Origin of the sequence: Rhizobium sp. NLR16a, assembly GCF_017948245.1 — a bacterium.
Taxonomy (GTDB): domain Bacteria; phylum Pseudomonadota; class Alphaproteobacteria; order Rhizobiales; family Rhizobiaceae; genus Rhizobium.
Genome location: NZ_CP072865.1, coordinates 2,803,995 through 2,816,438, shown reverse-complemented (window position 1 = coordinate 2,816,438; position 12,444 = coordinate 2,803,995). Strand labels below are relative to the sequence as shown.

General features: G+C 62.1%; 11 protein-coding genes and 1 pseudogene. 7 read left to right on the top strand and 5 right to left on the bottom strand.

Translation table 11 applies throughout. The features are described 5' to 3' along the window. Positions 1 to 93 precede the first annotated feature (93 nt). The gene (locus J7U39_RS13780; protein ID WP_210628692.1) at positions 94 to 585 is read left to right on the top strand and encodes a GNAT family protein; all 492 of its coding nucleotides are present in this window, start codon (positions 94 to 96) and stop codon (positions 583 to 585) included. A 45-nt stretch (positions 586 to 630) separates the two neighbouring features. Here J7U39_RS13780 and J7U39_RS13775 read toward each other — a convergent pair whose 3' ends face one another. After that, the gene (locus tag J7U39_RS13775) at positions 631 to 822 is read right to left on the bottom strand and encodes a hypothetical protein (RefSeq protein WP_210628691.1); all 192 of its coding nucleotides are present in this window, start codon (positions 820 to 822) and stop codon (positions 631 to 633) included. A 179-nt stretch (positions 823 to 1,001) separates the two neighbouring features. Here J7U39_RS13775 and J7U39_RS13770 point away from each other — a divergent pair, with 179 nt between their 5' ends. After that, positions 1,002 to 1,898 (top strand): LysR substrate-binding domain-containing protein, encoded by an 897-nt coding sequence (locus J7U39_RS13770; protein ID WP_210628690.1) that lies wholly within the window; start codon positions 1,002 to 1,004, stop codon positions 1,896 to 1,898. Positions 1,899 to 1,900: 2 nt separating this feature from the next. On the opposite strand, the gene J7U39_RS13765 is transcribed toward J7U39_RS13770, so the two are convergent. Next, positions 1,901 to 2,566, bottom strand: a complete 666-nt coding sequence (locus tag J7U39_RS13765) for a glutathione S-transferase family protein (protein WP_210628689.1) — start codon at positions 2,564 to 2,566, stop codon at positions 1,901 to 1,903. Between the two features lie 235 nt (positions 2,567 to 2,801). On the opposite strand from J7U39_RS13765, the gene J7U39_RS13760 reads away from it, so the two are divergent. Both J7U39_RS13760 and J7U39_RS13755 read left to right on the top strand, forming a co-directional pair. Next, positions 2,802 to 3,041, top strand: coding sequence for a hypothetical protein (locus J7U39_RS13760; RefSeq protein WP_210628688.1), 240 nt, complete (start codon positions 2,802 to 2,804; stop codon positions 3,039 to 3,041). 49 nt (positions 3,042 to 3,090) lie between these two features. Then, positions 3,091 to 3,555 (top strand): YbhB/YbcL family Raf kinase inhibitor-like protein, encoded by a 465-nt coding sequence (locus J7U39_RS13755; RefSeq protein ID WP_210628687.1) that lies wholly within the window; start codon positions 3,091 to 3,093, stop codon positions 3,553 to 3,555. A gap of 19 nt (positions 3,556 to 3,574) precedes the next feature. Here J7U39_RS13755 and J7U39_RS13750 read toward each other — a convergent pair whose 3' ends face one another. Continuing rightward, complete coding sequence (locus J7U39_RS13750) at positions 3,575 to 4,942, bottom strand: TIGR03808 family TAT-translocated repetitive protein (RefSeq protein ID WP_210628686.1); 1,368 nt, start codon at positions 4,940 to 4,942, stop codon at positions 3,575 to 3,577. 250 nt (positions 4,943 to 5,192) lie between these two features. Here J7U39_RS13750 and J7U39_RS13745 point away from each other — a divergent pair. Then, positions 5,193 to 7,485 (top strand): annotated as a pseudogene (locus J7U39_RS13745) (EAL domain-containing protein). Positions 7,486 to 7,524: 39 nt separating this feature from the next. On the opposite strand, the gene J7U39_RS13740 reads toward J7U39_RS13745, so the two are convergent. Continuing rightward, positions 7,525 to 8,247 (bottom strand): LuxR family transcriptional regulator, encoded by a 723-nt coding sequence (locus J7U39_RS13740; protein WP_210628685.1) that lies wholly within the window; start codon positions 8,245 to 8,247, stop codon positions 7,525 to 7,527. A 460-nt stretch (positions 8,248 to 8,707) separates the two neighbouring features. Here J7U39_RS13740 and J7U39_RS13735 point away from each other — a divergent pair, with 460 nt between their 5' ends. Then, positions 8,708 to 10,498 carry a PAS domain-containing methyl-accepting chemotaxis protein gene (locus tag J7U39_RS13735; protein WP_210628684.1) on the top strand — a complete coding sequence of 597 codons (1,791 nt, stop codon included), beginning with the start codon at positions 8,708 to 8,710 and terminating at the stop codon, positions 10,496 to 10,498. Positions 10,499 to 10,517: 19 nt separating this feature from the next. On the opposite strand, the gene J7U39_RS13730 is transcribed toward J7U39_RS13735, so the two are convergent. Further along, entirely contained in the window at positions 10,518 to 11,489 is a 972-nt protein-coding gene (locus tag J7U39_RS13730; protein ID WP_210628683.1) for a glycerophosphodiester phosphodiesterase family protein, read from the bottom strand. Positions 11,490 to 11,611: 122 nt separating this feature from the next. Between J7U39_RS13730 and J7U39_RS13725 the strand changes: the two genes are divergently transcribed. After that, positions 11,612 to 12,415, top strand: a complete 804-nt coding sequence (locus J7U39_RS13725; protein ID WP_210628682.1) for an alpha/beta hydrolase — start codon at positions 11,612 to 11,614, stop codon at positions 12,413 to 12,415. Positions 12,416 to 12,444 lie beyond the last annotated feature (29 nt).

Genomic DNA, 12,444 nt, shown 5'->3' with positions numbered 1-12,444 from the left:
TCATTGCGGCCGAGGCGAACGGCGAGACACCGCTCGAATTGATCGAGGGCTGGTCTCGCTCCATCGCTCGGCTTGACGCGTCAAAACCGGCGCATGCGCAATGTCGAGAAGAATATGATCATCGAATTGACGGCCCATGATTTCAACGCATTGCTGAAAGGTTTCGCGCCTGTAAATACCAGCCTGGTTTCCGATAGCGCCATCGCGCCTCCTGAGGTCCTGGAGATGCTGGCCAGGATTGCAGCAGAGATCGCCGCCCAATTCATCCCGTCGGCCTGGATGATTGTGGAGGCGACCGAAATCGTCGGGCTGTGCTCCATCATTCGCGCACCTCAGAACGGCGAAATCCACATCGGCTATGGGATCGCGCCCAGCCGCCAAGGACGTGGATCCGTCACGCGCGCCATAGGAGAATTGCTGGAATGGGCGCGGCAGGATCCGCGCGTAACCCTCGTTTCGGCCGATACGGCCATGGAAAACATCGCTTCGCAGCGTGTCCTCGAACGAAATGGCTTTATCCGCACCGGCGAGCGCATCGATCCTGAGGACGGTCCGGTGATTTGCTGGCAGGCATCTGCCGTTTAACGGACGCCGGCATAAGGCAAATTAGCAAATGCGCGGGAGCGGTGCTCACGCGCATTTTGCCAGCGGCGACCTGCCCTCGGCATGCAAACCGCTCTCCGCTCCCAGCGGCAGATCGGCGATTTCGCGCAGCGACATGCGTTGGACCTCGGGATGCCGAAGCGGGTCGTTCTTCCAGGCCGGGTCGATTTGCGCGCCCGCCGCAACGGCGGGCTTCAAGAAAAACTTCAGCCACGACATGGCAAGCCTCGCATTCTCCAGCGACGCGGAAAGGTGACCACCCGGCCGCTGGTGCCAAATAACCCTCTCCCTCTCACCGCGTCGTCGCCGGTCGAGTGGGATCCTCTATGCTTATAATGTCTGCCTGCACCGGTGCTTTTTCAATTGAGATTACCGCGGCGGCGTTATAGGAAAACTATATGAAGAACCTGAATAGCGTCCATCTCAACGGCCTCAGGGCACTGGAGGCCGTCGGTCGTCTTGGCTCGCTGCAGGCGGCCGCCGACGAGCTCGGCGTTTCGGTCGGCGCGGTCAGCCAGCAGGTGATCAAGGCCGAGGCGCAATTGGGGCAAGTGATCTTCGAGCGCACCGCCCGGGGCATGATCGCCACCGAAGCCGCCCGTCCGGTGCTCACAGCGCTCGACGAGGGCTTTGCCCGCCTTTCGGCGGCAGTCTCGATCGCAAGCCGCAAGGACGATACGATCCTGACCATCTCGGTGGCGCCGGTTTTCGCCGCCCGCTGGCTCGTCCATCGGCTTCATCGCTTCGCCAAAGGTTACCCCGACATCAAGCTGCGGCTGGATGCGACGACCAATCTCGTCAATCCCGCGATCTCAGACGTCGACATCGGCATCCGCGTCGGCGCCGGCAAATGGCCCGATGTGAAGGCCGAGTTGCTGCTGGAGCAGGAGGTCTTTCCTGTTTGTTCGCCCGAGATGGCGGCCAACCTGAAACAGCCTGCCGACATCCTCGCTTTGCCTGCCATTATCGATGGCCCGGCCATGTTCAGCTGGGAAGTCTGGATGAGCGAGGCCGGACTGTCGGGCGCGACGCTTGCGACGCGCCACGTCTTCAACGACGCCTCGCTCTGCCTCGACGCGGCGATCGCTGGCCAGGGCGTCATGCTCGCCTGGCAGACGCTTGCCGCCTTTGCGCTGGCCGAAGGCCGGCTGGCAGCGCCGTTCGGCATTCGCGCGAAAACCGGCTTCGGCCATTATTTCGTGACGGCTGAAGGCACACGCGAGCCGAAGAAGGTCAAGGATTTCAAGGCCTGGATCCGCGAGGAAATGGCCGGCACGCTGGCGCTTTTTCGGTAGCGTTAAACCTCGATCGGCTCCTTGCTGCGGGCCGCCTGCATCGCCTTGTAGGCCGGGCGGGACTGGCAGCGTTCGATCCAGGCCTTGATGTTCGGATGCGCGTCGAAAAGATCCGCCTCGCTCTGGGCATAACGCAACACCTCGGCGATGTTGAGATCGGCGACGGTGAAGCGATCGCCGACGATCCACTGCCCGCCAGCGAGGTGACCTTCGAGCGCCGCAAGCGGCCGGCGCAGCCCGTAGCAGGCGGCGGCGATCGTCTGCTTGCCGTCGTCGCTGTTCTCAAGCCCGTTATCATAGGTCAGGACGATCCGCACCGAATGCGGCTCGACCTGCGAGGCCGCCCAGATCGTCCACATCGTCAGCAATCCGTCCTCCTCGACGGTTTGGCCGGAAAGCTGCCCGCCATGCTTGCGCGCGAGGTAGAGATTGATCGCCAGCGACTCGTGCATGATGAGGTCGCCGTCGCGAATGCTGGGGATCTGCGCCATCGGGTTGAGGGCGGTGAACTCGGGCGAATGCGTGTTGAGCGGCGCCTCTTCGGCGAGCGGGTCGGCAAGCCGCCTGGCCTGCAGCACGGGCACGGAGCGGAATTCGAGCCCGAGCTCCTCCGCAATCCAGTAGACGCGCGAAGCGCGCGATCGATAGACCCCATAGATTGTCAGCATGACGATATTCCCTCGCTGTGTCGCAGGAACCGTAGACGCCGGATCACCCTCGGAAAAGTCCTCACCGCTGATGGGACGATGAAAGCTTTTGATGCGGCCGGGACCTTCCCGACCGGATCGAGCACAATTGGGAACAATGAGAGAGCCGGCGGGTTGGACCCTGAGATTGGCGCCCTCGCGGCGCCGAAAAGCGATGAGCCGCGTGCGCAGCGCGGGCCAGGCAAAGGAGGAACTCATGACGGGCAAGAAGACGCATGAACAACAGCTTCGTGTCATCGAGAAACGCGAGAAGACCGCAAATGCCGGCGAGGATTTCGACGCCGGGGCGGATCTGCAACGCAATGAGCAGGCGAAGGAAGCCTATCGCAAAGGCAATGATCTGAAGGCCGATCCGGACCTCCGCAACGACGACCGGGCCATGACGCGCGGCCGCAATCAGGAGAGCGAGCATAAAAAGGGAAGCGGTCGTCCCTGACGATGACGGAGCCCCGAACATCAAGGAGCCCCTTAGAAAGGAGAATGTCATGACTTTGACATTGATCAGCAAGGCTTTTGCCCAGGATCAGCCGATCCCGAAGAAATATGCGCGCGCCGGCGAGAACCTCTTTCCGCCCCTTACCTGGAGCGGCGCCCCCGAGGAGACCAGGAGCTTTGCTCTGGTGGTTGAGGATCCGGATGCTCCGCATGGCACGTTCCGCCATTGCGGCATTGCCAATATTCCCGCTGAGTGGAGAGCCCTGGCCGAAAGCGTCGATACGGCGCCGGAGCAGGCGCCGCGCTTCTACAAGAACGATTTTGGCAATGCCCGTTACGATGGCCCGCAGCCGCCGGCAGGCGATCGCCCGCATCACTACATCTTCCGCCTCGCGGCCCTCGACGTGCCGAAGCTTTCTACGCCGGATGCCGCCGGTATCAGCGCGATGTGGGCGGAGGCAAGGAAACACGCATTGGCGGAAGCGACCGTCACCGGCACCTATCAGACGCACTGAGCAAAGGCGGAGCCGCGTGTCAGGACACGCGGTTTCGCTCAACGGTCAACTGCGCATAGGGTGCGCCGCCGCCCGCCATTTCAGCGGAGACTTGTCTGTCCCACTCAAAACCGAGGATCGCCCCTTCGCCAACCTCCTGGAAGATGTTGTCGGTGATGACGGCCGTGCCTGCCCCCTCGGCGACCGAGACGGCGCATCCCACAGGCGCCTTGCGCACCACATTGCCGCTGACGACGACATTTCTGAGATAAGGCCCCCATCCAATCTGCAGGCCCCAGCGTGGCGCGCCCTCGATCACATTGCCGGACACCAGCGTATCGGCTTCCGCCGCAATGCCGATGCCGAAGCCGACCTCGTGCTTGTAGGGGCCTTTCAGCGTCAGGTTGCGCACGACATTGCCGGTGACGCTCGCGAGCCGTCCGCCCTCGTCGAAATTGGCGATCGAGATGCCGTTTGCCGCGCCGTCAACCATATTGGCGGAGACGACGGCGCCTTCGAAGGCGAATTCGACATAGATTGCCGTCTCGCCGGAGCGCCGGCACTGGTTGCTGCTGATCTGGATATTCGAGGCCGAATTGGCGCGGATGGCGGTAAAGGCGCAGTCGGAAATCTGGTTGTTCACCACCATCACCCCGTCGGCGCGAAAGACATTGATGCCGTTGCCGTTCTGGCCGGTGCCGCCGTCGTTGGCGCGGATGTTGAAAATCCGGTTGCCGGAAACGACCGTGCCGTCCTCCGCCTTCTTCCAGCGATGCACGAGGATGCCGCCATTGCCGCAATTCGAGACCGTATTGCCCGTGATCGACAGATTGGCGGAATCGACGGCGTAGAGCCCTGATTGGGCGGCGCCCGAAATGCGGCTGCGTTCGATCCGACCGCCGCAGCGCTCCAGTTGCAGGCCGTGTTTGCGGCTGCCGCCGATCTCGCAATTGTCGATCAGCACCTCGTCGACGCCGGTAAATTGCAGGAGCCCGCCGGCGTAATCGCCGAGCCAGCGGTTGCCGCCGTCGATGACGAGATTGGAAAGCTCGATGCGCCTGATGTTCTCGGCCGCAAACAGATGGCCGTCGCCGGTATAGACGATCCGCGAGGCGCCGGGCACGCCTGATATGCGCGTATTGTCGGGCAGGGTGAGGTTGGAGATCTTATAGGTGCCGGGCGGCAGGAAGACCGGCACGTTCTCGGCCGCCGCCTGCCTGATCATCTGCTCCAGGTTGCGGGTCTTGCGGTCGCCGCTTTCGGGAGCGGCGCGATATTCCACTGCGTCGATCGCGCCGCGCAGATCGGGCTGGCTGGCAGCCGTCAGCGGTGAGGCAAGCGCGCGCGATGTCCCTCCCGCAAATGCGGAGGCGGCGAGAAAGAGAAGCATGTCGCGGCGAAAGGGCATTCCGGGCTCTCCTGTCATGACGCGCCCGTAGCAGAAAACGTGCCAACCCGCCTGTCTTCTTTTGGCACAGGCCCTTCACAGCCGTTCAAAATTCTTGTTGCGGCGGAGGCCGATTGCAGGATCTCGCCGCTTATATTGGGGTGTTGTTCACCCTTTCATTTAAGCAACCCGAAGGGAATGCGGACTACTTTGAAGGGAAAATAAATGGATGTTGCGGGATAGGCCTTCAGCCACTGGGGAGAATGGCGTCATGCACGAACCGAGTGCCAGGCGACGGGAATCCGTCGATGCCCTGACGGCCGAAACACGGCGTTTCGTTGCCGCGAGCGAGGCGATGATGGCATCGACCGCCTATCACCTCGCGGAAGGCGTTGAGAACCTGCGCCTGAAGGCGATTATCCACGAGCTTCCGGACTTCCTCTACGTCAAGGACCGTGACAGCCGCTTTGTCTTCGCCAACGCTGTCACGGCGGCCAGCCTCGGCCTCAGCGCCGAAGAGATTGCCGGCAAGCGTGATTTCGACCTGTTCGATTTCGAGGCGGCGCGCCGCCATTTCGATATCGAGCAGCAGATCATGGCGACCGGCGAAGCCCGCATCGACATGGAGGAAACGGTCGTCCTTCCCGGCGCCGTCAAGCCGATATGCCGGCTGACCTCGAAGATACCGCTGCGCAACGATCGCGGCGAGGTCGTCGGCCTGATCGGCGTTTCCCGCGATATCACCGAACGCAAGCTGCAGGAGGAGCTCCATCGCGGCCAGGCGAAACTGCTCGAGATGATCGCCCGCAATGAACCGCTGCCGATGATCCTCGAGGCGCTGGTGCTGATGATCGAAGCCCAGCTGACGGGGATCGACGGCTCGGTTCTCCTGCTCGATGGCGAGGGCACCAGGCTCTATCACGGTGCGGCTCCCAATCTTCCCGGAGGCTACAGCCGGCTCATCGACGGTGTCACGATTGGCCCCAAGGTCGGCTCCTGCGGCACCGCCGCCTGGCGTGGCCAGCCCGTTATCGTCGAGGACGTCCTGAGCGATCCGCTGTGGGAGGATTTCCGCGCGCTGGTTGCCCCTTTCGGCTTTCGCTCCTGCTGGTCGACGCCGATCGCTACCTCTGAGAATAACGTGCTCGGCACCTTCGCGCTCTATTCCATGGAGGTACGCCGTCCGACGGAGCATGAAACGAGGCTGGTGGCGCTCGCCACCCATATCGCCGGCATCGCCATCGAACGCAAGCGCGTCGACGACCGCATCCATTTCATGGCGCATCATGATGATCTCACCGGCCTGCCGAACCGCGCCTTCCTGAAGGAAAGGCTGGCCGGCATCCTCGACCAGGCACGGCGCAACAATCGCAAGGTCACTGTCGCCTATATCGATCTCGATAATTTCAAGGACGTCAACGACGGCCGCGGCCATGCCGCCGGCGACGAGGTGCTGAAGGAGATCGCCACCCGCATGGCCAACAGCATCCGCGCCTCGGATATGGTGGTGCGGCTCGGCGGCGACGAATTCCTCGTGGTGCTCGTCCACCAGTCGAGTCATGATGCCGGCATCACCCGCCGCCTTCGCGACCTGCAGAAGGCGATCACTCGCCCGATGCGCGGCGAGAGCGGTGACATCGCCATCACTTCGAGCATCGGCGTCGCCGCCTTTCCCGTCGACGGCGTCACCTCGGAAGAGCTTCTTGCCAATGCCGACCGCGCCATGTACCGCGCCAAGCAGTTCGGCCGCAACACGCTGCAGCACCATGATGGCGACAGCAGCGGGGTGGGCATGCCACGCGGCGAGCAGGACGAGCTTCACCAGGCGATCACCGGCGATCAGCTGTTCCTGGAATATCAGCCGCAGGTGGATGTCGCCAGCGGCCGTATCACCGGCATTGAGGCGCTGGTCCGCTGGAACCATCCGGCAAAGGGTAGGGTGCCGCCCTTCAATTTCATTCCGCTCGCCGAAGAGACCGGCCTCATCGTTCCACTCGGCCTCTGGGTGCTGAACGAGGCGTGCCGCCAGGCGCGCAGCTGGCAGGATATGGGCCTGGCCGCTGACGATCGCCGTCAATGTATCGGCCAAGCAGTTCGCCGATCCGGATTTTGCAAGCCATGTCGCCGAGGCGCTGGAGCGCAACCACCTGCAATCCCGCTGGCTGGAGCTCGAGGTCACCGAAAGCGTGGTGATGCAGGATGCCGAGCGGGCGCTCGCCATGATGGAGCAGCTGAGGGCGCTCGGCGTACGCCTGTCGATCGACGATTTCGGTTCCGGCTATTCCAGCCTTGCGGCACTGAAGACCTTCCCCTTCGACCGGCTGAAGATGGACCGTTCGCTGGTCGAGGCCCTGCCGGGCGACAAAACAGCCGTCGCCATCGCCTCGGCCGTCATTTCGCTGGCGCAGACGCTGAAGCTGTCGGTTCTCGCAGAAGGCGTCGAGACCGATGCCCAGATGGCTTTCCTGCGCCAGGCGCATTGCGAGGAGGCGCAGGGCTACCGCTTCTCGAAGCCCGTCTCGCCGGAGGAGATTCCGGCATTGCTGCAGGCGCAGCTTCTCTGAACTTTTCCTCAGCTTGCTCGTCGCGAACGGATCGCTCGCTTAGACCCGAATGATGTTGAGACGCAGAGCGCTGACCACTGCCTGCGTTCTCGTCGTGCATCCCAGCTTCCTGATCACGCTGCCGATCTGATTGTTGACCGCGTTTTCCGAGAGATCGAGAAGCTTCGCGATCTCGCTGCTCTTCCTGCCTCCGGCCGTTAGCCTCAGGCAGTCCAGCTCGCTCCGCGTAAAGGCAACCGGCTTGTGTTTCTCGTTCAGTGTCAGCTGTGACAGCCGATCATAAATCAACGTGGCGATAAACAGGATCTTGGCCATTTCCACCATGCTGAAATTCCGGGGTCCCGAAATCGAAAGGGCGCCGCGTCCAGCCGCGGCATCGTGCACGGGAAAATAGGCGCCCTTTTCCATGCCGTAGCGCCTGAACAACTCGATGACGGTGGACTTCTTGGCTGCTCCGCGATCGGTATTGATCGCCTCGACATCATAGTTGAAGGGGCTGGTCGACCTCAGCATCCGCCGGATGACCGGACTGTCGACCAACAGGTTATGGGCGTCGTAATAGTCGACCATCTCCGCCGGCCAGTTGGTGATGATCTTTGTCGCGCCTATTTCGACGACGTCGACCGTAGGGAGCGTCATGATCAGGAAAGCCGTCATGCCCAGGTCCTGGGTAAGACGCTTCATATATTTGAAGACTTCGTAATGCGTGTTGAAGCCTGCAGCGACTTCTTCAATTCGGTTGAACTCGCCCTCGAGCGGCATGTCTTTCTCCGATCGCTTTCGCGGCGCCTGGCGGCTGAGGTGTCCACTTATCCGCTCGTACCGGAAGTTGATTCTGCATGCTCCAAGCACGGTGGAATATGCATCTGCCGAGAAAAAACGGAAAGGCCCTTAGCTGCCGGCAACAGACGGACGGCCGTTGCTTAACAAAGAGTTTACGGATCTTCGAACTATTCGAAGCGGCCGAGGCGAAAAAATCAGTGGCTTCGCGTTCGCCAACTTCCCAGAAAATCAGCTTCCGACGCGGAAATCGTGTTTCAAGCCAATGATTCTGTTTTCTTATTTGTCCGTACGGCTCGACCATTGGCCATCCGGTTTCGCAACGTCTCGGTTAAAGGAAGCTTAAAGAATATATCGGATTTTATTTCAGGGGTGCCCGTCCAGCGCAAATCCGTGATGGGTGGCGGCAGTCATTCGCTCGATGTGAGCAAGGGGGAAGAGCATGAAGACAATAGGATTCGGCTTCGGTTCGGATGCCAAGGCCGTACTGGCGGCGATGAGCAGGTCGCAGGCCATCATCGAATTCGACCTTACCGGCAAGATTCTCACGGCCAATGCCAATTTCTGTGCTGCCCTCGGTTATCAACTGTCTGAGATTGTTGGCCAGCATCACCGGATGTTCGTCGAACCCGCGGAAGCCTCGTCGGCCGGCTATCGCGAATTCTGGGCGAAGCTCGGCAGAGGCGAGTTCGACCAGCGCCAATACAAGCGGATCGGCAAGGGCGGCAAGGAAATCTGGATCGAAGCCTCCTATAATCCGGTCTTCAGTGGCGGCAAGCCCTACAAAGTGGTGAAATTCGCGACCGATATCACCAGGCAGAAGCTGCAAAGCGCCGAGGATGCCGGCAAGATAAGCGCGCTGTCGCGCGCCCAGGCGGTGATCGAATTCACGCCGAAGGGCGAGATCTTGACGGCCAACGAGAATTTCCTGTCGGCGCTCGGTTATCAGCTTGCCGAGATCCAGGGGCGCCATCATTCGATGTTTTGCGACAGCGCTTACGTCAACAGTGACGATTACCGGCGGTTCTGGGCGCGCCTGTCAGGTGGCGAATTCGTGGCGGATGAGTTTCTGCGCATCGGCAAGGGCGGCAGAAAGGTCTATATCCAGGCGTCCTACAACCCGATCTTCGACATGAACGGTAAGGTGTTCAAGGTCGTCAAGTTCGCGACCGACGTCACTGCCCGCGTCAATAATGTCGATCAGTTGGCGGCATCCTTGATGGCGCTCTCCGGCGGCGATTTAACCCAGGAAGTCGCAACCCCGTTCATTCCGACCCTGGAAAAACTCCGAACCGACTTCAATGCCGCTGTCGGCAAGCTGCGCGCAGCGATGCAGGCCGTGGCCGAAAACGCAACCGGCATCGCCGCCGGAGCTCAGCAAGTTCGCTCCGCCTCGGACGATTTGTCGAAGCGCACGGAACAGCAGGCGGCCTCCGTCGAGGAAACCGCCGCCGCCCTGGAAGAGATCACCACAACGGTCTCCGATTCCAGCAACCGCGCTCAGGAGGCCGGCCAACTGGTGAGAAGGACGCGCGAGAATGCCGAGCGTTCCGGCGCGGTGGTCCGCAGCGCCGTCGATGCGATGGGCAAGATCGAGACATCATCGGCGGAGATCGGCAATATCATCGGCGTAATCGACGAAATCGCCTTCCAGACCAACCTGTTGGCGCTGAACGCGGGCGTCGAGGCGGCGCGCGCGGGCGATGCCGGCAAGGGTTTTGCGGTGGTCGCGCAGGAAGTTCGCGAGCTTGCTCAGAGATCGGCCAAAGCGGCGAAAGAGATCAAGGAGCTCATCAGCGCCTCCAACGAGCATGTGAAGAGCGGGGTGACCCTGGTCGGCGAAACCGGCAGGGCGCTCGAAGAGATCGTCGCACAGGTTCAGCAGGTCAACGGCAATGTTCTCGCGATCGTCGAAAGTTCCAAGGAGCAGGCGACGGGACTGAAGGAAATCAACACCGCGGTTAACACCATGGACCAAGGCACGCAGCAGAATGCGGCCATGGTCGAGGAATCGACGGCTGCCGCCCACAGCCTCGCCAAGGAGGCGGACGCACTATTTCAACTGCTGGCACAGTTCAACATCGGCGGTCCCGCCGCACGCCAGCACCGCCCCGCCGTGGCGACCGCCGCTTCCAGACCGGTCGCATCGGCGCCGCGGGCAATGGCCGCGAAGGTGAGCGCGGCCTTCCGTGGCAATGCCGCCGTCGCCGGCGGCGATTGGGAGGAGTTCTGAGGCGCAGGGCGGCTCCGCCTCATTCCATCAGCTTGCCGATTGCCTCGATCTCATTCGTCCATAGGCCTGCCGCATAGTTATGCGGCAGCCGCGCCAGTTGCGCGGCATCGTCGATGCCGGTGGAAAAATCGCCGCCGCGATAGGGCCCGAGCACGAAAACCTCAGTGCCGGCATCGTCCATCCGGTTGAGAAAGCGGTCCGGCCAGCCCCAGAGCCAGGGCGCGATGTTGATCGGCACCAGCATCATCCGATGTTTGCAGGCATCAGGCAGGAGGCCGGTCCAGCCATAGCCGATATAGCCGAAAAGGCAGCCTTTCAGGCTCTTGCGCGATGCAGTTCTGATATCTGGCGCGAGCCGGCCGAGCACGTCGATCGGCTCATCGCCGCCATAGACGATGATGCCGGCCCGCCGAGCGGCCGTTAGTCCGTTCAGCACGGCTGCGAGCTTTTCCGCCTCGGACGGATCGCGGCTTTTGATGTTGATGAGGAAGCGCCGATCCGGAAAGGTCGAAAGCACTTGCGCCAGCGTCGGCATCATGCCGATACCCCGGCCGCGAAAAGGAAAGCTCCTGCCGCCATCGGCCGTATAGCCGTAGCCGATGTCGAGCCTCCTCATCTCCGCCATCGAATGCTCGCGCGTCACGCCGTGCCCATCGGTGCGGCAGTCGAGCATCCAGTCGTGAAAGACGGCGAATTCGCCGTCCGTCGTCGGATGCACGTCGATCTCGACGATATCGGCCCCGGCTGCGAAGCCCGCCTGAATCGAGGGGATGGTGTTTTCCAGATAGTCGTGTTTCGGCGGCAGCATGCGGCTTGCCGTGCAGGTGTCGTTCTTCAGATCGGTCTCGTCGAACCGCTGGGCGATGCCGCGATGGGCGAGCAGCACCGGCTTTCCCGGCCGATGCTCGGCAATGAGGCTGGTATTGTTGAGATAGATGCCGGCGGCTGCGAGCGCGATGGCCGCCGCGCAATGGAAAAGCTTCCTGCCCATCTTTCCGCTCCTCCTGATTGCATCGATAGAGGAAGCAGCTAGAAAGCGATTCTGGTTGTTCTTGGGCTGTTTTCCGGCTTTTCTATGCGCGGGGTTATTCGCCGGAAAGGATTGGCATCGCGATGGAACGACAGGACGACGAACTCATCCATTTCGAAGCGCAGGGGGCCGCGCCGTTGCCGCCGGCTTCTGTCGAAGGCCATGTCGGGCGCGCCGGCGCCCGCATCTGGTATGCGAGCTACGGCACAGGCCCTGCCGTCATTCTGCTGCATGGCGGCCTAGGCCATAGCGGCAACTGGGGCTACCAGGTCCCGGCGCTGCTCGCCAGCGGCCGCCGCGTCGTGCTGATCGACAGCCGCGGCCATGGTCGAAGCACTCGCGATACCCGCCCCTACAGCTATGAGCTGATGGCCGCTGACGTGCTTGCGGTGATGGACGAACTGCGGCTGGAGACGGCGGCATTCGTCGGCTGGAGCGACGGCGCCTGCGTCGCGCTGATCCTCGCCATGACGGCGCCGTCGCGTGTCGAGGGCGTCTTTTTCTTCGCCTGCAACATGGATCCGAGCGGCACGCTGGAATTCGTTCCGACTCCGGTCATCGACCGATGCTTCAGCCGCCACGCCAAGGACTATGCGGCATTGTCCGCCACGCCGGACGATTTCAATTCCTTCGTCGAGGCGGTCAGCCTGATGATGCGCACCGAGCCGAATTATGGGGCGGAGGACCTCGGCCGCATCGGCGTTCCGGTCGCGATCGTGCTCGGTCAAAATGACGAATTCATAAAAGCCGAGCATGCCGAATATCTTGCCGCAAGCATTCCGGACGCTCAGATGATCTACCTGCCCGGCGTCAGCCATTTCGCGCCGCTGCAGCGGCCGGCGGAGTTCAACGCCGCGATTTTATCCTTTCTCGACGGGATCAGATGATGACGATCGCCTCCTCTGGCCCCGCGCCC